Source organism: Paenibacillus sp. USHLN196, from assembly GCF_037144955.1.
In the GTDB taxonomy this organism is placed as follows: domain Bacteria; phylum Bacillota; class Bacilli; order Paenibacillales; family Paenibacillaceae; genus Paenibacillus; species Paenibacillus xylanexedens_C.
On record NZ_JBBCYH010000008.1, the window covers coordinates 120,400 to 139,793 of the forward strand.

General features: G+C 49.4%; 16 protein-coding genes. 12 read left to right on the forward strand and 4 right to left on the reverse strand.

The window, feature by feature from the left end; translation table 11 throughout:
* Positions 1-96: 96 nt before the first annotated feature.
* The 3 genes from WFI24_RS19975 to WFI24_RS19985 all read right to left on the reverse strand — a co-directional run bounded on the left by WFI24_RS19975 (position 97) and on the right by WFI24_RS19985 (position 2,360).
* The gene (locus tag WFI24_RS19975) at positions 97-438 is read right to left on the reverse strand and encodes a YolD-like family protein (protein ID WP_336763620.1); all 342 of its coding nucleotides are present in this window, start codon (positions 436-438) and stop codon (positions 97-99) included.
* Positions 435-1,679, reverse strand: coding sequence for a DNA polymerase IV (locus tag WFI24_RS19980; RefSeq protein ID WP_336763622.1), 1,245 nt, complete (start codon positions 1,677-1,679; stop codon positions 435-437). The genes WFI24_RS19975 and WFI24_RS19980 overlap by 4 nt, the downstream gene beginning before the upstream one ends.
* A 540-nt stretch (positions 1,680-2,219) precedes the next feature.
* The gene (locus WFI24_RS19985; protein WP_336763624.1) at positions 2,220-2,360 is read right to left on the reverse strand and encodes a hypothetical protein; all 141 of its coding nucleotides are present in this window, start codon (positions 2,358-2,360) and stop codon (positions 2,220-2,222) included.
* 172 nt (positions 2,361-2,532) lie between these two features.
* On the opposite strand from WFI24_RS19985, the gene WFI24_RS19990 reads away from it, so the two are divergent.
* The 6 genes from WFI24_RS19990 to WFI24_RS20015 all read left to right on the forward strand — a co-directional run bounded on the left by WFI24_RS19990 (position 2,533) and on the right by WFI24_RS20015 (position 10,666).
* Positions 2,533-4,758 carry a hypothetical protein gene (locus WFI24_RS19990; RefSeq protein WP_336763626.1) on the forward strand — a complete coding sequence of 742 codons (2,226 nt, stop codon included), beginning with the start codon at positions 2,533-2,535 and terminating at the stop codon, positions 4,756-4,758.
* A 26-nt stretch (positions 4,759-4,784) separates the two neighbouring features.
* Entirely contained in the window at positions 4,785-5,993 is a 1,209-nt protein-coding gene (locus WFI24_RS19995) for a HEAT repeat domain-containing protein (protein WP_145322791.1), read from the forward strand.
* A 22-nt stretch (positions 5,994-6,015) separates the two neighbouring features.
* On the forward strand, positions 6,016-7,416 hold the full coding sequence (locus WFI24_RS20000; RefSeq protein WP_186327819.1) for a glycosyltransferase family 2 protein: 1,401 nt from the start codon (positions 6,016-6,018) through the stop codon (positions 7,414-7,416).
* Between the two features lie 66 nt (positions 7,417-7,482).
* Positions 7,483-8,286 carry a response regulator transcription factor gene (locus tag WFI24_RS20005; protein ID WP_336763628.1) on the forward strand — a complete coding sequence of 268 codons (804 nt, stop codon included), beginning with the start codon at positions 7,483-7,485 and terminating at the stop codon, positions 8,284-8,286.
* Positions 8,287-8,366: 80 nt separating this feature from the next.
* Positions 8,367-9,734, forward strand: coding sequence for a nucleotide sugar dehydrogenase (locus WFI24_RS20010; protein ID WP_336763629.1), 1,368 nt, complete (start codon positions 8,367-8,369; stop codon positions 9,732-9,734).
* A gap of 8 nt (positions 9,735-9,742) precedes the next feature.
* The gene (locus tag WFI24_RS20015) at positions 9,743-10,666 is read left to right on the forward strand and encodes a hypothetical protein (protein WP_336763630.1); all 924 of its coding nucleotides are present in this window, start codon (positions 9,743-9,745) and stop codon (positions 10,664-10,666) included.
* 236 nt (positions 10,667-10,902) lie between these two features.
* Here the strand turns inward: WFI24_RS20015 and WFI24_RS20020 are convergent, their stop codons facing one another.
* Positions 10,903-11,775, reverse strand: coding sequence for an AraC family transcriptional regulator (locus tag WFI24_RS20020; protein ID WP_336763631.1), 873 nt, complete (start codon positions 11,773-11,775; stop codon positions 10,903-10,905).
* A 645-nt stretch (positions 11,776-12,420) separates the two neighbouring features.
* Between WFI24_RS20020 and WFI24_RS20025 the strand changes: the two genes are divergently transcribed.
* The 6 genes from WFI24_RS20025 to WFI24_RS20050 all read left to right on the forward strand — a co-directional run bounded on the left by WFI24_RS20025 (position 12,421) and on the right by WFI24_RS20050 (position 19,330).
* Positions 12,421-13,605, forward strand: a complete 1,185-nt coding sequence (locus WFI24_RS20025) for an LLM class flavin-dependent oxidoreductase (RefSeq protein ID WP_336763864.1) — start codon at positions 12,421-12,423, stop codon at positions 13,603-13,605.
* Positions 13,606-13,818: 213 nt separating this feature from the next.
* Positions 13,819-15,093 (forward strand): ABC transporter substrate-binding protein, encoded by a 1,275-nt coding sequence (locus WFI24_RS20030; protein ID WP_336763633.1) that lies wholly within the window; start codon positions 13,819-13,821, stop codon positions 15,091-15,093.
* A gap of 3 nt (positions 15,094-15,096) precedes the next feature.
* A complete protein-coding gene (locus tag WFI24_RS20035; protein ID WP_336763635.1) occupies positions 15,097-15,969 on the forward strand; it encodes a carbohydrate ABC transporter permease in 873 nt (290 codons plus the stop codon).
* Positions 15,970-16,018: 49 nt separating this feature from the next.
* Positions 16,019-16,834 carry a carbohydrate ABC transporter permease gene (locus tag WFI24_RS20040; RefSeq protein ID WP_336763637.1) on the forward strand — a complete coding sequence of 272 codons (816 nt, stop codon included), beginning with the start codon at positions 16,019-16,021 and terminating at the stop codon, positions 16,832-16,834.
* 113 nt (positions 16,835-16,947) lie between these two features.
* Positions 16,948-18,165: an MFS transporter gene (locus WFI24_RS20045; protein WP_036614537.1), complete on the forward strand. Its 1,218-nt coding sequence runs from the start codon at positions 16,948-16,950 to the stop codon at positions 18,163-18,165.
* Positions 18,166-18,442: 277 nt separating this feature from the next.
* Positions 18,443-19,330, forward strand: coding sequence for a cell wall hydrolase (locus WFI24_RS20050; protein WP_336763640.1), 888 nt, complete (start codon positions 18,443-18,445; stop codon positions 19,328-19,330).
* Positions 19,331-19,394: the final 64 nt, after the last annotated feature.

The following is a 19,394-nucleotide window of genomic DNA, read 5'->3' on the forward strand; positions in this document are numbered from 1 at the left end:
ATTCACCAGGAAGTGTAGGAAGACAGTCCTGCATGGCAACGGCAATGCTGCATCTATCATGGGATATCCACAACATCGGGGTGGGGGTATACCCCTTCATTCATTGGCAAGCGCCACATCCGTAATGAGATTCATCTGAATATCCCGGGACCCACCTTCCATCAGCAATCGGAGGGTACGGGCAGGACGGTCCAGCCGAAGCACCTGCCCGGTGTAACGGATATCGTCATGTTCGTGAAACAACGTAATGGTAACGATATCTCCAAGCATCATCGAGTTGCTGAGCAGACGGGACATTTCTTCTGCGGCCTGGGCATCCAGGGATGGGCGGGTACGAGGAGCGAGTTGTTCCTGATGAAGAATATAGGCTTCCCGATGTTCAGGAAGCATCATGCGTGAGGACTCGAAGATACCGTTTTGCTGCAATTTTTTACTCATTTATAATGACCTCCAATTTTATGAGAACGTTCCTGTGCCTGCGCGGACGAGCAGAGGGAGGATGCCCGCATGATGGCGGTATCTCCGTACCTGCGCTTGATATCATCCGTGGCACGTTCCAGTTCTCTTTTGCGTTCGCGGTCATCGAACCAGGACAGCTGCACTTCGGAATCAGGCACTAGTCCGGTCAGTGACACGCTGATGCGGCGGATGGGTAATCCGTCCCAATGGCGCAGGAACAGAGCTGCTGCCGCATCGTATACTTCATCCGTAATGTTAGTCGGTTCATTCACCTTCATCTGGCGGGAGAAACCGGTAGGTCGATCATAATCCTGTCCGCGACATCCAACCGAGACGACATGGCCCATGAGCGATTTGTCCCGGGAACGTCGACTGACGAGCTCCGCTAGCTCAAGCAGTACCACTTTGATATCTTCCCAGGAGTCATAGTCCCGGGGGAGGGTCATCTGATGTCCAATACCCTGCTGCTGATGAGCATATGTCCCGGGTTTGACCGGAGAATCATCGATACCGCGGGCAATACGCCACAGTACCTCGCCATTCACACCCCAACGTTCTCTCAGCCGAGACAGCGGAGTCTGGGCCAGATCACCAATGGTATGAATGCCCATCTTGTAGAGATGCTGCGCCATGCGGGAACCAACCATGAACATGTCTCGCACAGGCTTCTCCCAGATGGTGGACGGCAGATCTTTACGAGGCAACGTGCAGATGCCTCCAGGGACTTTTTTGGCATACAGATCACAAGCCATCTTGCTGACGACTTTGGTATCACTGATGCCGATCCGAATGTATACACCCGTCTCATCCATCACTCTGGATTGAATGCTGCGTGCAATCGTCTCGGGACTGCCAAACAGATCCAGGCTTCCGGTGACATCGAGGAACTGCTCATCAATACTATAGGGTTCTACCAGGTCCGTGTAAGACTGAAGGATACGCGTAATATGAAGGGACACCCGAATGTACTCGGCCATCCGGGGGCGAACGACCACAACATCCGGACATTTGGCGAGCGCTTCACCCAGTCGTTCTGCTGTTGTGATTCCATAGGACTTGGCGAGTGGACAGGCCGCAAGAATAATACCCGAACGGCGCGCCGGATCTCCCGCGACAACGAGGGGGCGATCCTTGTATTCGGGGTGTGCAGACTTCTCCACACTGGCATAGAATGACTGGCAGTCGGCCAGCATGATGACACGTCTGTCTTGGCGGGGCATAAGACTTCTCTCCTTATCCGTGATGCTGGGCTCTGTTAAGCATCCATTATCTTCATTTGAACATCGATATTTAACAGTTTATTTACAGTATGGAACAAGTGTTCCTGTTTTATAAGCATATCTGACAATTCAAAATGCGGCAACCGGAATTATTTTGCAAATTGGACACAATTATGGATTAGCTATATTAGAGACATAAATTAGGAAATAAGTTGTGCTTTTTTACATTTAATGTGAGAGATCTGTGACCTCTGGGTGATGACCGGGCGTTCATTTAGGTTTTTGTAAAAGGTTTATAAATGGGTACAGTCCTATAGGGGGGGACTGACGTCCTTTTTTGGTTTTCTGCATTTTTCAGAAAACCTTGATGTGACGCGGAATATCGCTGATGCGTTATCGGACTATAGTATCAATTTTGTAATCTTTATGGTTAATACTGTAAAAAGGTCCGCAACTTTAACATATGACTCGCGTTTAATGGGGTATGTGTTCAAACGGAAAACGATGCCTGTACCCGCGTTGCACATAACAATAAAGGTTTCAGAATTGCAAGATTAGCAGGGCATCTAATCCATCAATTCCAGCAAATATTAGTGTTCGGGAATCAGCGGTATCCCAGAGGCTTCCGAGTGGTAGTTGATGGACTTTTTTACGAATCATGGGCAGAATGTTCCATTTCATGTTTGCTTCCATCAGCCTAGTTACAAATGCAGAGTCTTAGCGCTATAGTGAGAACTACACCGCTGACATCTCTACCAAGCGGACATCCGAAGCGGAATGATTCCTATGCTTCATGTTGGACCATTCGGTGTTGAAGCAGGATGCATAATAGAGAGGTGAGCAATCTAAAGACATGAGCAGACAAAGACGAAGACGCTGGTTATTAACGGTGTTGACAGGAGCAGTGGTGGTGACTGGCGGGATATTTGCCGGATGGCACTATATGCAACCCAAGCTCGTTACGTACACAGCGGAGAACGGCACGGAGATGAAATTCAAGACCGAAGGAGACCGGTTCATGGAATACGGGCCGGATGGAACGTGGAGGGAGATGTTCGTCAAAGGTGTCAACCTGGGCGCAACTTCACCGGGGCATTACCCGGGAGAATTCCCGCTGACCAAAGAGGATTACTTGCGGTGGTTCCAGCAGATCGAGGATCTGGGAGCCAATGTGATCCGGGTATACACGGTTCACGAACCGATTTTTTACTCTGCATTGGTCGAATACAATCGTGGCCGGGAGCAACCGTTATATTTTATACAGGGCATATGGTCACCTGAAGAAGTGTTGATTGAGAAGCAGGATGCCTATGCTGCCCATATTGAGCAGACGTTCAAGCAGGAGATTGAAAAGGCAGTATCTGCTGTCTATGGCGATGCGGACATTCCTGCCAAGCAGGGAGAGTCCAGCGGCAAATACAAGACAAATGCTGGAAAATATCTGATGGCCTGGCATGTGGGTACGGAATGGGACCCGGCGATGGTAGACAATACGAACGCGAAACATGCGGACGTGCCGCAATACAAGGGAGTTCATTTCTCCGCGAGTCCAGAAGCGTCACCGTTCGAGAACTGGCTCGCAGAACTGCTGGATCATACTGCTGTCCTGGAGAAGAAATATGGATGGGAGCATCCGATGACCTTCACCAACTGGGTAACCACCGATGTGCTGGATCATCCCGGGGAGCCGCTGTATGAAGAGGATCTCGTGAGTGTGGATGCCCGTCATATTCAGCCGGAGGCGTGGGATGGTGGATATTTTGCAGCCTACCATGTGTACCCGTATTACCCGGATCTGTTCCATGTCGATAAAACACTCCAAACGATCAAAGATGAGAACGGTGAGTACAACACGTACAAAAGTTATCTGCGTAAGCTTAAAGCCGAGTTTTCCGATATGCCTGTAATGATAACAGAGTATGGTGTACCTTCTTCTTTGGGTATTTCCCATCTGGGTATGGGAGGCCGGAACCAGGGTGGACATAACGAGGTGGAGCAGGGAGATATTGACGCGTCATTGACGCAGGATATCTATGATGAAGGGTACTCGGGAGCAATTGTGTTCATGTGGCAGGATGAGTGGTTCAAAAAAACATGGAACACGATGCCACTGGAAATCCCGGCTGATCGCCGGGCATACTGGCTGAACGTACTGACGAACGAGAAGATGTTTGGTCTGCTTGCCATGGACCCGGGTAAACAGGAACAGTTGACCATGGATGGGTCACTGGATGATTGGGATGATCTGAAGGATGAAGAAGTCACCACCTGGCAGGGCCAAGTGGACGGCATTCAGGAGATGAAGATGACCCATGATGAAGCCTATCTGTATATTGGGCTGACCCTGGATCAACCTTTTGACCCGGATCAGACGGTGCTGCGGATTGGGACCGATACACTTGCCGGAGGCAGTCAGCCTGATAAGTTACTCCCGGGCCGTACGCTCAGTGATGGTCTTGAGACGGTGATTACACTGGGGCAGGATAAGGAGTCACAGGTGGAGATCGCCAAGGACTATGACTTTAATCAGCGTCTGTACGGCAAGGATGGATATGACATGTTACCAGACAATCAGTCTGTTTCAACAGATCCGTTCCATCCATGGAATCTGGCAGTCAGTCTGAGAATGACACCGCCGGATACTCGATCTGCCCACCCGTTCATGAATGCAAAGGTCGGGACATTGAAGCGGGGAACAACAGCACCCGGTCAGTCCGATACGGATTCGTTAACGACATGGCAGTATAACGGCAATCAGGTGGAGATGCGAATTCCCTGGATGCTGCTCGGGTTCGGTGATCCGAGTTCGCTGCAAGCGATTGACTATGAACCGCTCAAGAATGGCCGGGAGTTCTCCACAGTTGCTGTGGAAGGTGTTACCCTCATTCCATGGCTAATGGACCGTGCCACGGAAAAGGTGTCCTGGCCTGGGGGCGAACAGACGACCTTGGACCTGAAGACGTTGCCGGTGTATAGCTGGCAGCCGTGGGAACAAGTCCAGTATAGCGAGCGGTTGAAACTAAGCTACGAGAAAATGAAGAAGAGCTACGCAAAAATTCCTAGTTTTCAGATCGAATAAATGAGTATAAAGGAGGACCTTTTCACATGTTTTCAAGTTTGGCTTTGGCCTATCTGTTTTTGTACATCTGTATCGCACTTGTTGTTGTAGGCGTCATCGTATTGTTTGCCATGAAAATGTCCCACAACGGCAAACGACGCAAGATTGCGTTCTATGAATTGAAACAGCGTGACTACTTCACTTATCTGCAAACGGCCTTGACCGAGAATAGTCCGCTCAGACTGCCACCAGGCAAGCTGGCTCCGCTCGAACGCCGGGTCATCCAGGACAGGCTTATTGAATGGATTGACCAGTTCAAAGGGGAGTACCGCGACAAATTAATTGCACTGTGCCGTGAAGCGGGATTCGTAGAGCACGACTTGAAGGAACTGGGTCGTCTGCGTTACGGTCGCCAGATTGAAGCGGCTTATCGCTTGGGTGGCATGCGTTGTCCCGAAGCCGTTCCGGGTTTGATGGAATTGCTGAAGGATGAGAAGCCAGGCCCGATGGCCATTATGATTGGTCGTTCCATCTCCAGATGTACGACTCGACAAGATGAACTGAAAGACATGCTGGCGTTACTGTTAACCAAAGGCAAGTCGATTCACCATCTGGCAGCAGATATTCTGCTTGAGACGAGTCTGGATACGAGCAGAATTCTAATCGAATTGCTGGAAGACCGGAATCCTGATTTTGTCAAAGTCGGACTCGTTGCGATGTGGGGACAGGCTGTACCTGAAGTGATGCCTGCCCTCGACAGACTCGTAGGCGCCGAACATCAGGATGTACGTGCCGAGGCGGTGAAGCTGTATCTTAGCGCAAGTCCGGCACTCCGGGATGAGACGATTCTGAAGCTGATCCAGGACCCCGATCCGGAAGTTCGCGCCGAGGTGGTGCAAGCGCTCGGTTCGAAACATGCATCTGGCAGCATTCCATTGCTGCGCAAAGCGCTGCGGGATGAGGACTGGAGAGTTCGCTATAACAGTGCGGAGAGTCTGAGCAAGCTGGGCGAACCGGGATTCGAAGCGCTGTGTCAGGCTGCGGTGCAAGGTACAGGTGCTGAGCGCGAGATTGCGATGCAGCAGATCGAGAGTACCATGCAGCACACAAGAACTGAGGACAGAGCTGTAGAGCAGATGATTGCACATAACAAAAAAAGACTGCTCTACGATCGTTATTTTGGCCCTGTACGAGAGAACAGAACCAGCAAGAAACGTACAGGTGTGGCTACGGTAGGAGGGGATTACACTGCTTAGGGATCTACTATTAATCTACGGCATGGTCGCAATCTACTATGTTGTTTTCGTCAATACGCTCTACTTTTCCATTCTGGCTTTATCATTCCGTAACATCTGGACGATCTTCCGGCGGTCGCATTATTCCAAATACAATACATTGTCAGGCTCGGAACTGGTGCCCTCGGTTTCCCTGCTGGTACCAGCGTACAACGAGGAACTGACGATTATTGAAAATGTGAATTGCCTGATGACGCTGAATTATCCAACGTATGAAGTCATCGTCGTGAATGATGGCTCCAGCGATGCCACGCTGAAGATCCTGTTGGAAGAATATCGCCTGAAGCCGGTACCCAATACGAAGATTCGGGGCAAGATCGCCTGTCAGAAAATTCGCGGGATCTATCATAATCCGGAGTTCCCGGATCTGTATGTCATTGACAAGGAAAATGGCGGGAAGGCCGATTCTCTCAATGCAGGAATCAACCTGTCCCATTATCCGTTAATCTCTTCCATCGATGCTGATTCGTTGCTGGAGAAGGATGCCCTGATCCGCATGGCTCGCATGTATATGGAGAATCCGGAAGAGACGGTGGCCATCGGTGGAGATGTAAGGATAGCCAATGGTTGCAAAATTGAAAACGGGGCAGTGCAAGACGTATCGCTGCCGCGTAAGATCTGGCCCATGTTCCAGTCGATCGAATATCTCAAAGCCTTCCTGGGCGGACGGATTGGCTGGAGTCACATGAACGGTCTAATCATTGTCTCCGGTGCCTTCGGTATGTTCCGTAAGGACGCTGTTATCGCCGTGGGTGGATACCGGGATGGTTATCCTGGGGAAGACATGAACATCATCATCAAGCTCCACCGTTATATGCTGGAAAACAAATTGAAGTACCGCGTCGCCTTCTGTCCTGAGGCTGTATGCTGGACGCAGGCACCGGATTCCTACCGGATCTTGTCCAGTCAGCGCAAGCGTTGGGGCCGCGGAAACCTGAAGAACATGATCGAGAATCGTGGCATGTTGTTCAATCCGAAATATAAGGTTATGGGTATGGTGACCATGCCATATAACGTTATTTTTGAAGCGCTGAATCCGTATTTCCGAATTACCGGACTTCTGGCACTCGCCGGATATGTACTTCTGGATATGACCCAGTGGCCGATCCTGGTTCTGTTCGGATTACTGAACTTCGTGTGTGGTTACCTGCTGAGTGTAGGCGCACTTATCCTGGAGGAGATTGCATTCAAGCGTTACAACAAGCTCTCCGATCTGGTCAAAATGCTGGTCTACTCCGCGCTGAAGTTCGTCGGTTACCATCAGCTTGGCGTACTGTGGAGATTGCAGGGACATGTGCAGTTCATGCAAAACAACAATTCATGGGGTACTATGACACGTCAGAGCTGGTCCGAGGATGAGAAGAAAACAAGCGAAGCCGCTTGAGTAAAGAGATCATGGAAATATTGCAACAACTTGTATAGATAATCGAGGAGAAGGGTGGAAAAGAACATGCCAAATACGGCGACATTGCAGCGTGAGGCTGCCGTTAATGTGTACCGAAGTGTAGAACAGGGATTGAAAGAAACGGGTGCCGAAACATGCGGCTTAATGTTCATCCATTGTGCAGGAAACTCTCAACCTGAGCAGCAGGTCAGGACACATCTGGAGCAGACAAGCAAGTCTGCTTTCCAGGTGTGGACGGATGGGGCGACCCAGGCGATTGCTGTCCTGCTGCCAGGGTTGTCACTGGATGAGGTTCACTATGAAGGGCTTCGGATCAAACATGAGCTGCAAGAGACCGTCCCCGGTGCCGATCCACAGATTACACTGGCCAGTTTCCCAGAGGGGGAGCGCCCTTCGAAGGCAACCATTCAGCATATGGCTGAATCCTCGAAGCTTATAGATTCATCGGAGATTCATATCTACACGCTGGACACGACGGCGGACGAGCCGGAACGTATTTTGATTGTGGACAACGATCCGACGGTACGCGAATTCCTGCAGCTGCGTCTGAAAATGCAGGGATATGAAACCTATGAAGCTGTTGATGGACTGGCTGCACTGGAGTTGATTGAGAAAGTCACACCTGATCTAGTGCTCACCGAACTGAATCTGTATGGCATCGACGGTCTGCCGTTCATTCATCATATCCAGAATCTAGAGATGGAGCAGCCACCCAAAATCGTTGTATTGACCGAACAGCGTGTCGAGGAGACGATCAGTCAGTGCTTCCGCAGCGGAGTCGATGATTACATGACCAAACCGTTCTCACCTGTAGAACTGGATGCCCGAATTAGACGCTGCCTTCATTAGAAGATAGCTTAAATGAACAGACAACCATCTATTTACATGGATTTTAAGCACCACCAAATACATTGTCCGGAGGGAATATCATGGAGAATCAACAATTCCACACATTACTGAATGCGATTGAAAATAAAGAAGCTGTACTCGGCGTCGTCGGGCTCGGTTACGTAGGACTTCCACTTGCCGTGGAAATGGTCAATCAAGGTTTCACGGTAATCGGAATTGATCTGGATGCGTCCAAAGTAGAGAGTATCTATCAAGGAGATTCCTATATTCACGATATTTCGTCTGATGAATTGAAAAAAGTAATGCAAAGCGGCCGTTTCCAGCCAACGACGGATTACAGCATGCTGCGTGTGATCGACGCACTCAGTATCTGCGTACCTACACCGCTCAGTGAGAATCAGGACCCGGATACGTCTTACATCGAGACCGTTGTGGATCAGATCAAACTGCATATGAAACCAGGCATGCTGATTACCTTGGAGAGCACCACTTATCCAGGTACAACCGAAGAATTGATTCAGCAGAAGCTGGACAAGATCGGACATGAAGCGGGTAAAGACTACTTCCTCTGCTTCTCGCCTGAACGTGTGGACCCGTCGAACGGACGCTTCACGACATATAATACTCCGAAAGTAATCGGGGGCACGACCGAAGCTTGCTTGAAGCTCGGAACAGCACTGTATAGCAAGTATGTTGAAACCGTAGTGCCGGTATCTTCGCCGAAAGTGGCTGAGATGTCCAAATTGCTGGAGAACACATTCCGCAGCGTGAACATTGCCTTTGTGAATGAAATGGCGATGATGTGCGACCGCATGGGCATTGATATCTGGGAAGTTATTGACGCGGCGGCGACGAAACCATTTGGTTTCATGCCATTCTATCCAGGCCCAGGTATCGGTGGACACTGCATCCCGCTGGATCCGATGTACCTGTCATGGAAAGCCAAAGGCTTCCGTTTCTATAGCAAATTCATTGAGCTGGCGCAATCCACCAATGACAACATGCCATATTATGTGTTGAACAAAACGTCAACGATTCTGAACGAATACGCTAAATCCGTACGTAAATCCAATATTCTGCTCCTCGGCATGTCGTACAAACCAAATATTGCCGACCTGCGTGAATCACCAGGACTGGAAGTATATGAACTGTTCAAGGAAAGTGGAGCTAACGTAAGCTACTACGACCCACATGCGGATTCCTTCCAGGACAAGCATGGCGAGACCGTACACAGCGAAGTGTTCAATCTGGAGCAGTTCAAGAAGTACGATTGCATCGTGCTGATCACCAACCACAGCGATTTGCCTTACTTTGATATTGCCGAGATGGGTGTACCCATTCTGGATACACGTAATGCATTCCGTTCATACACACATCCGCATATCTACAAGATTGGTCACTCGGTACAGCATCCTGTGCTTGAGCCAAGTGAAGCGTTGCTCGTCTGAGGAAATATATGAGGCAACGGGGCAAGCTGGTGGGTATGGCGAAATGGGCCATTCTGGCTGTGGTGTTGTGCCTGCTGCTTCTGTCCTGGATGTTCAAATGGTTCTCGGCAGAGGAACACAAAGCGACCTGGCTGTGGGACGCGTCCATTATTGCAGAACAGACACCTGAGATTATTGCTTTCTCCAAAGAACAGGGTGTGGATACCATCTTCCTGCAAATCCAGGATGAGGTGTCTGACGCAACATACCGCAAATTCATTGCGGCTGCTCGGGAGGCTGAGATTGAAGTGCATGGACTTAACGGTCATGCAGACTGGGCCTATGAGGAGAAACGGAATGAAGGGCTTGCTTTTATTGAGCGAGTACGAGCATACAATGAAGCTTCCGCCAAGAATGAACGCTTCCAAGGCATTCAACTGGATGTAGAGCCTTATCAGCTGAAGCGATGGGAGAACGAGGAGAGCAGCGTCATTGCAGAGTGGCAGAACAACATGAAGTCCTGGACAAAAGCAGGAGAGGATGCCGGACTGTATATGAGTGCTGCCATTCCGTTCTGGCTTGATGCCCGTCAGTCGGCTGAAGGTGATGGTACATTCAGTCGCTGGGTGATCTCCCACTTCGATGCGGTGGCCATTATGGCTTACCGGGATAGTGGGCAGCAGATGTATGATCTGTCCAAGGAAGAGCTGGACGAAGCGGATGATCTCGGTAAGAAAGTCTGGATCGGAGCGGAGCTCGCGGACACACACGAGGGGGATCACCTGACCTTTTTCCGTAAACCGGTTAGCAATATGAATGAAGAAATGGCGAAGGTGTTCGATCTGGGTACCTCTCATTCTTCATTTACAGGTGTAGCTGTGCATCATTATGAAGCATGGTATGCGAAGGAGAACGGTATTCCGCTTGCGCGCAAGAATGAGGAGAAGGAATAGCGTTACGTCAACATAAAAAAGTTCCTAGTTTCGAGTACGTGCGTCAAGACTATAGTATAGAAAGAAGGCAAGTCCCGGGTTGAAGGGGCTTGCCTTTTTTGGTGGTGGATTTAGGTTAAGATTTTGCATCGTCATGATATGCAGGATATGAAACTCAGGAGTCCACGGCAATTCTATAGAGGCGGCAAGCGTGCACGAGATACGGATCATAGGCTGGGGAGCGAAAGGCCATTCCTTTACTCTTTAGTACTCTCCGCTGTGCGATAGCGATTGGGAGGCAGACCAACGTGCTTTTTAAATGCTTTGGAGAAGGAAAACAAGTCCGGGTAACCTACGGAATGAGCGACCTCTGTTAAGCTTAGCGGAGTCTGCACCAGCAGGCGTTTGGCCTGATTCATTTTTAATTGCTGGATATATTGCACGGGAGACAGACCATACGCTTTGCGGAACTGTTTGGCAAAATGGGTTCGATCCACACCAGCATGAGCGGACACACCTTCCACGGAGATGCCGCCTGCAAAATGAATGTCCATGTAATCCTTGCCTTTCTGAAGCCAAGGCGTGGTTGAATCCGGTTGCAATCCTTTGGTTGCGGGGGAACGGGCTATCCGGTCAAAGAGGTTTAGAAACCGGGTTAGTCGTCCCAGATCGCTCGCTCCATCCTGAGGTTTGCGAACATCCTCCATGAATGAGCGCATGGCGCTTGCAGTCTCGGGGGTCAGTACACCTGAACGGTACGGTGAGTCGGGTGTAAGTCCAATTCGAGACAGCAGTTCGGCTGCATGTGCACCGTCAAATGCAATAAATATTTTCTGCAACGTGTTCTCTGGATCAGTCCAGTACTCATGGGGAACATGTGGAAACAGACAGAATGCATCCCTGGCTCGAAGCGCATGACGCTGTCCGTTTTGTATGAATGTACCTTCCCCCTCCAGCACAAATAGCAAATAATGATAAGGCGTAGTACGCGGGCCAATATGATAGTTGGTCTTGGCTATATTTCGTCCGATGCGAATCGGCCAGGCGCCACCAGCTTTCTCGAATTCAGATGGCGTGAAGAAAATAAGTTCCAAAAACTCATGGTGGTCCTCCTTCATGCTCTCGGTCATCAGGAACACCTCTTTATTATCAAGTATCGTTTATATAATCTAAAAGTTTCGCTCATAGATGTAGTTCAAAAACTCCACTTTTGATTACGAATCATGCCTAGTGGCATCATCAACATCGAAGCTGAAATTCAGCCGAAATGTCCGTTGCTCACGTAGTTTTCCTACGCTCCGCTACTCCATTTCTATCTTCATTCCATCTTCTCGGTACTGAAAACCAGACTTTTTGAATATGTACTTAAACCTATTATACAGGTGGGTTTTATATATATTCAAGATCAGGAAGACCTAAATCTGAGAAAAGACCACAAAATGACAAAATAAAATTGCCGCGAAATGACATTGCTCACAGACAAATCAATTGATATGATGTCCATACCTATTAAACCAAGTTAATTAATCGGCATTTGAGTTTGGTTTTGCCTAATAAATCAATTTATAGAATGACACGACAACGGAGGGGACAGAAAGGACCTGAAGAAGCGAAGCGTGCGCCTTTGTCACCGGATTTCCCCATGTAAGGGGAATGAGAAGAAATCTGGGGACAAGAGTGCTCGAAAGGTTTTCTGTAACCGAAGTGCTTGAGTGAAACACTTTTAGAGCAATTTATCATAGAAGGGATTGACTTTTGTGAGCGAACAGGAAGAAATGAAGTTTGGATGGTTTTTGCCTACAGCAGGGGATGGTAAGTATGTAGGGGTTGCCCCGGAGCGGGAGCCGAGTCTGGATTATCTGATCGATGTGGCACAGACGGCGGAGAAGGCAGGATTCGAATTTGTACTGATTCCAACTGGGGGAGCCTGTCTGGACGCATGGGTGGTTGGCTCGGCTGTGATGAGTCACACTAAGACATTGCGTCCACTTGTCGCCATTCGCCCGGGTTTGGTTACTCCAGTACTCGCTGCACGCATGGGAGCGGCACTGGATCAGCTCTCTGGTGGTCGGGCCATGATCAATGTGGTGACAGGCAGTTCTGTTCGAGATCTGGAGGAACTCGGCGATCCACTGGCACATGCGCATGATGAACGATATGTGCGGGCGAGCGAATATATGGAAGTCATGAAACGTTCATGGACTCAATCGAAAGGATTGAATCTGACGGAGTTTGCCGGAAGTGGTTCAAAATCTGGTGCAGACGCACCCAGCAATCCCGATCCTGAATTCAACGGCCAGTATTACAATTTCAAAGGACCGGTAGGCATGCCGGAGACGGTGCAAAATCCGCATCCACCATTCTATCTGGGAGGAAGTTCACCAATTGCGAAGAAGGTCGCTGTTGAACATGCAGATACGTTCCTGATGTGGGGCGAGCCTCATAACTGGATTCAGGAGCAGATCGAAGAGATTGAGGTCATCCGACAGCAGGTGAAAGAGGAAACCGGACAAGATCGTCAGCTCCGTTACGGCATGCGTGCTCAGGTACTCATTCGGGATACCGAAGAAGAAGCATGGGCAGCAGCTTGGGAGATTATTAGCAAAGTACCACCAGAAGCGATTGAAAAAGCCAAAGCCACTTTTGCCGAGACGGATGCAACCAACCAACGCAGACAGAATGAGTTACGGGAACTGTCCGAGAAGCAGCAGTTTGTCGTAGGTCCCAACCTGTGGACGGGCTTGTCCGTTGTACGTTCCGGCGGTGCGATTCTCATTGTAGGTACAGCCGAACAGGTCGCAGAGCGTTTGATGGAATATGGAGATCTCGGCGTTACGACTTTCATTCTGTCCGGTTACCCGCATCTGGAAGAGGCCGAAATCTTCGGCCGGACCGTGATGCCGATCATTCGCGAGAAATGGAAAACAAGACAGAAGCAGCATTCCGTTACTACCAACTAAGTAAGTGCCCCTTTTTTTACACTTTAACGGAGAGGGCAGAACCGATCTGAAGAAGCGAAGCGTTCGCCTTTATCCCCGGATTTTAACCATTGAGAAAAATGATTCAAAAAATCCGGGGATAACAGCGATCGGAAGATGGTACTGCACTCGGAGTGCCCCGTGTAAAAACTTTCGTGCAACTTACATTAATCATTCTCAGGAGGTCACCTTTTCATGAAAAAAAATAAAAAATTAATCCTGCCGCTCGTCAGTATGCTGGTCATGTCCATCCTACTGTCAGCTTGCGGCGGTGGGGATAACGCGTCATCTGGAGAGAACGGCTCCTCAGGTTCAGGCAAAGTGACCCTCAGCTTCATGCACTGGCGTGGAGAAGATGTGGAAGCACTGAATAAGAGCATTGACGCATTTGAGACAGCAAATCCGAACATCAACGTGGAGATGCAGACGCTGCCCTCCGATCAATACCAATCCACCGTTCAATCCAAAATCAGCGACGGTTCGGTAGGGGATGTATTTGCATCCTTCCCAGGTGCACAGTTTGAAGCATTCACCAAAGCCGGCTTGTTCACGGATCTGACCGGATCATCGTTTCTGACTGCCTACAATTCAAAGCTGATTGAATCAGGACAGCACGATGGCAAGCAATATGCGATCCCGTATCAACTCGTATATAACGATCCAATCTTTAACGTAAAACTGTTTGAACAATATGGCTTGACGCCGCCGACCGATTGGGAAGGCTTCCTGGCACTTTGCCAGAAGCTGAAAGACAATGGCATCATTCCGATTGCCTTTGCCGGAGCGGACATTGGTCCAGGACAATTCATGAATACAATGGTGATGAACAATGCACCGAGTGACGACATTTTTACCAAAGTAGAAGCGGGCGAAGCCAAACTGACGGATGAGTTCTGGGTGAAAACGTTGACTCAAATCAAGGAACTGAACGATAAAGGTTACTTCCAGCAGGATGCACTGGGTACCAAAGACCCTGCGGCGGGCGCACTGTTTATTCAAGAGAAAGCAGCGATGCTGGCAAGTGGATCATATCAATTGGCTCAGAATAAGCAGCAGAATCCAAATCTGGAGCAAAAACTACTTGCACCGATTACCGTAAGTGCCGATCAAGCGAAGTATGAAGGAGTGCATACGACCACATTCATGCTCGCCGTGAACAGCAAATCAAAACATCCAGAAGAAGCGAAGAAGTTCCTCGAATTCCTTAGCAATCCCGATGTAGCGAGTAACTATGCCAACCAAACGGGACAGAATGTAACGGTGAATGGTGTGAAGTACGATACGCCTGAGCTTCAGGTAGCCGGAGAATGGGCAACCAAAAAGACCGTGTTCCAGCCACGGTTCACCATCCTGAACGGAGATAATCAAAAAGCAGTAACTAACTCCATCCAGGCTGTACTAAGCGGCACTTCTCCGGAAGAAGCAGCACAGCAGGCACAAGCGATCATTGATCAGCATATCGGGAAATAAACGATGAAAAACCGTCTTCAGCTATCCCTGTTTCTGATCCCCGGATTGCTGCTGTACGTTGGATTGTTCGTACTTCCTACATTGACGGGGCTGTTCTATTCCTTTACGGACTGGGATGGGGTATCCCCGTCGTATGCATTTGTAGGGCTGGATAATTACAAGGACAGTCTCAGCAGCATCGTATTCCGCAAAGCCTTTGGTAACAACGTGGAGTTCATGTTAACGGTTGTTATTGCACAAACCTTTATTTCACTTGTCCTGGCTCTGCTCTTGGTACGTAATACCAAGACACGCATTGTGCTTCGGGCATTGTATTTCCTGCCTGCGATTCTGTCCTCCGTATCGGTTGGACTGATCTGGGCATTTATGTATGATCCATCCATTGGATTGATCAACTATGGACTGAATGAAGCTGGGATGAGCAGCATTGCTCGTAACTGGATTGGAGATCCCAAGATCGCCATCTATTCCATCGCTGCGGTACAGGTATGGGCCCATGCCGGACAGATGATGATTGTATTCATCGCAGGTCTGCAAGGTATTCCGGCAGAACTGTATGAAGCGGCTCGTATGGACGGCGGCAGCAAATGGCAGGTATTTCGTACCGTGACCTGGCCACTGCTGGCACCTTCGGCAACGATTGTTGTGGCCTATACGACCATTCAGTCGTTCAAGGCATTTGACCTCATTTTCACAATGACGGACGGAGGCCCGAACTACGCAACTGAAATTTTGACAACATATATCTATCATACCGCCTTTGGCAGCTATTCATTTGGTCTGGCTTCTGCCGGTTCCATGATCTTCCTGGTGTTGCTCGCGCTCTTGACGCTGTTGCAGTTCAAGGCACTGCGTGCCGACCGGGTAAGTTATTGAGGTTGATGTTGGAGCATTCATCCTGCAACCGAGGCAGAAGGGAGTTCACATGTTTTTAAAATGGTTCAATCGCCTGATCCTATTAGTGTACGCGCTGCTGATTCTGGTGCCGCTGTACTTTGTATTTGTATCCTCGTTCAAAACAAGCAGCAACTTCTTCACCAGTCCATTCAGCTGGCCGGACCCGTTTACGTGGGATAACATCACTGGCATGTTCCGCAATCAGCCGATGTGGCAATATTTCGGGAACAGTCTGGTCGTGACGCTTGGTACGGTTGCCATTGAGTTGTTGCTGAGTAGCATGATTGCTTACGCCATTGTCCGCTGGGGTGGAAGTGTAGGAAAAATCGTGTTTGCTCTGTTCGTAGCAGGGTTGATCGTTCCTTCTCAAGTGAGTATGCTGCCGATCTATTCTCTCACACGTACACTCGGGTGGTCGGACAGTCTCACGGGATTGATTGTGGTATCTGCCGCGATGCTGATGCCTGTCTCTGTATTTATGCTGACAGGTTTCATGCGCATGCTCAATTCGGAGATTCTGGAAGCGGGTAGTATGGATGGAGCAAGTGAATGGAGACTCTATACCCGGATTGCACTGCCACTCGCTGCACCTTCACTGGCGGCAACGGCTACGTTCCTGCTCGTCATGGTCTGGAATGACTTGCTTATTCCGATGTTAATGCTCAGCAGTAAGTCCAAGCTAACGTTACCACTCGCGCTTATGCAGTTCCGCGGAGAATACGTGACGAACTATCCGATGATGCTTACGGGTGTACTGGTAACGACCATTCCGATGATTGCGCTGTTCCTTATACTCCAGCGTTACTTTGTAGCAGGTCTGACAGCGGGTTCACTCAAGGGGTGAGGTATCGCAGAAATCGGAAGGAAAAGCTTATTTTGCATTGATTTCTGGAGCATTCTGCATAATAATGATTTAGTGTCAGAATGACTACATAGAGATCAAGGGAGCTATAAGTGATGAGCAAACTGGAAGTATTGCGGAATCCCAAGCAGCGCAAGCTGCTGTTCAGTGCCGGCATGAGCTGGCTGTTTGATGCGATGGAAGTTGGTATGATCTCCTTTATCGTGGCTGCACTCGCCAAGGAATGGAGTCTCAGTCCCGGACAAGTCGGCGTGCTTACGAGTATTAACTCCATCGGTATGGCGCTAGGTGCTTTGCTTGCAGGTGCACTTGCGGACCGATTTGGACGGAAAGCTATTCTGATGTGGACCTTGCTAATCTTTACGATTGCAAGCGGTCTATCTGCACTTGCGACCGGATTTGCTGTATTGTGTGCACTACGTCTGGTTGCAGGTATCGGACTTGGCGGAGAGCTGCCCGTTGCATCCACACTGGTATCGGAGTCGATGCCTACAGCGGAACGGGGACGTGCCGTTGTATTATTGGAAAGTTTCTGGGCAGGGGGCTGGATTGTATCCGCGCTGATTGCAAACTTTGTTATCCCGGAGTACGGATGGAGAATTGCTTTTGCCATTGGTGCACTTCCGGCGTTCTATGCACTGTATCTGCGTCGTGCCATTCAGGACCCGCCGCGGTACAAGAATCATACCAAACTTCATAAAATCACGTTCCGCGAAAAAGTGGCTACCGTCTGGTCAGCACCACATCGCCGTACAACGTTGATGCTCTGGATTTTGTGGTTTACCGTCATTTTCTCTTATTATGGTATGTTCCTGTGGTTACCTTCGGTTGTGATGGCAAAAGGATTCACGTTGGTTAAAAGCTTCCAATACGTGCTGATCATGACGATCGCACAGCTGCCAGGTTACTTCACCGCGGCGTACTTCATTGAACGTTACGGTCGCAAGTTCGTACTGGTTGTGTATCTTACCTTAACTGCATTCAGTGCGATTGCGTTTGGACTGGCAACAACGGAAGCGACAATCCTGACTGCGGGGATCTGTCTTTCCTTCTTCAATCTGGGAGCCTGGGGTGGTCTGTACGCCTACAGCCCCGAATTGTATCCGACTTCCGTTCGTTCGACAGGTGTTGGACTTGCCACATCGGTTGGCCGAATCGGTGGTGTACTTGCTCCATTAATGGTCGGTATGCTGGTTCAGCGCGAAGTGGCAATCAGCCTGATTTTCACGATTTTCTTCGTGACAATCCTCATTGGCGCAGCGGCTGTACTGTTCTGGGGCCGGGAAACGAAGGGTCAGGAACTGGCCGAGTAATTGTCAATAAATACAACGCAACTTTTGTACGGGTCTGCCTGCCTACGGAAATAACGGGTTGGACAAGCGGTATTTGGTTGATACAAGAAGGGGTATGACCATGGTGTGACCATGGGCTCATGCCTCTTTTTGTTATGTTCAGCGTCGTTTTTTCACTGCGTCATCGGTCCGATAGACTTCATTTTTTCTATATCCTATAATGACACTCGGGATGTCCAACCGTGAGGATTCGGGGAAAGAAGTGGGATCTGGATTCAGAAAAGTGGAGGTTAATGGAATGATGAAGAACAACATTGAAATGGATCAAGCGAATGAAATCAATGAAAAGAATATGATAAGTGAATTAGATAGCGTGAGTGAGATGAAAGAGATGAAGGTGGGAAGCCATATGAACAGTAATGAACGGACTACAGTTGATAGCACAAATGAGGGGTTGGATCAATTAACGTTTGCTGACAACATGGAACCTATCACTGTCAGTCGGAAAGTCACTCATGGGAAGGGGAACACGGCTGGCAAAAGAGCAGGGAGGGTCAGCATGCTTCTCGGTGCCTGCGCATTGACTCTGGGATTAACCGTGGCAGCTCCTTCAGCGGGAGCACAGAAGCTGGAACAGGGCGTTCGCAGCGAGCATGTACTGCAATTGCAGGAGCAATTAAGCGATCTGGGGTACTTTGACGCCGGAATGACTGGATATTACGGTACCATCACCAAAGGTGCTGTCCGCAAGTTCCAGCAGGCGCAGGGACTGAGTGCAGACGGCGTTGCAGGTCCAGCGACGCTGAATAGGCTGAACAAAAAGGCCAAAGCCGAAGGCGAGACGTTACGCCAGTTGGCGAAGCTGATCCATGGTGAAGCGCGCGGAGAATCTTTTGAAGGGCAAGTCGCTGTAGGAGCGGTTGTGTTGAATCGGGTACATTCGAGTGAATTCCCGTCGTCTATTTCGAAGGTTATTTTCCAGAAAGGACAATTCACGGCTATAGACGATGGCCAGTTTAATACCAAGCCAACCCAGACCTCTTACAGGGCTGCTCGCAAGGCTTTGAATGGGGCTGATCCGACGAACGGAGCGCTGTATTATTACAATCCGAAGATTGCCACTTCGGTGTGGAGCAAGAGCAGGCCGACGCTGTTGACGATTGGTCAGCATGATTTTACACGTTAAATTAGGTAGAGGAATTAAGAAAAATAATTGTAAATATTAAATTACCCCCGGCTATGCGCTGCAG

Coding starts and splice junctions, on each gene's coding strand:
- WFI24_RS19975 (WP_336763620.1), bottom strand. CDS start 438: ATGAGTAAAAAATTGCAGCAAAACGGTATCTTCGAGTCCTCACGCATG.
- WFI24_RS19980 (WP_336763622.1), bottom strand. CDS start 1,679: ATGCCCCGCCAAGACAGACGTGTCATCATGCTGGCCGACTGCCAGTCA.
- WFI24_RS19985 (WP_336763624.1), bottom strand. CDS start 2,360: ATGAAATGGAACATTCTGCCCATGATTCGTAAAAAAGTCCATCAACTA.
- WFI24_RS19990 (WP_336763626.1), top strand. CDS start 2,533: ATGAGCAGACAAAGACGAAGACGCTGGTTATTAACGGTGTTGACAGGA.
- WFI24_RS19995 (WP_145322791.1), top strand. CDS start 4,785: ATGTTTTCAAGTTTGGCTTTGGCCTATCTGTTTTTGTACATCTGTATC.
- WFI24_RS20000 (WP_186327819.1), top strand. CDS start 6,016: ATGGTCGCAATCTACTATGTTGTTTTCGTCAATACGCTCTACTTTTCC.
- WFI24_RS20005 (WP_336763628.1), top strand. CDS start 7,483: ATGCCAAATACGGCGACATTGCAGCGTGAGGCTGCCGTTAATGTGTAC.
- WFI24_RS20010 (WP_336763629.1), top strand. CDS start 8,367: ATGGAGAATCAACAATTCCACACATTACTGAATGCGATTGAAAATAAA.
- WFI24_RS20015 (WP_336763630.1), top strand. CDS start 9,743: ATGAGGCAACGGGGCAAGCTGGTGGGTATGGCGAAATGGGCCATTCTG.
- WFI24_RS20020 (WP_336763631.1), bottom strand. CDS start 11,775: ATGACCGAGAGCATGAAGGAGGACCACCATGAGTTTTTGGAACTTATT.
- WFI24_RS20025 (WP_336763864.1), top strand. CDS start 12,421: ATGAAGTTTGGATGGTTTTTGCCTACAGCAGGGGATGGTAAGTATGTA.
- WFI24_RS20030 (WP_336763633.1), top strand. CDS start 13,819: ATGAAAAAAAATAAAAAATTAATCCTGCCGCTCGTCAGTATGCTGGTC.
- WFI24_RS20035 (WP_336763635.1), top strand. CDS start 15,097: ATGAAAAACCGTCTTCAGCTATCCCTGTTTCTGATCCCCGGATTGCTG.
- WFI24_RS20040 (WP_336763637.1), top strand. CDS start 16,019: ATGTTTTTAAAATGGTTCAATCGCCTGATCCTATTAGTGTACGCGCTG.
- WFI24_RS20045 (WP_036614537.1), top strand. CDS start 16,948: ATGAGCAAACTGGAAGTATTGCGGAATCCCAAGCAGCGCAAGCTGCTG.
- WFI24_RS20050 (WP_336763640.1), top strand. CDS start 18,443: ATGATGAAGAACAACATTGAAATGGATCAAGCGAATGAAATCAATGAA.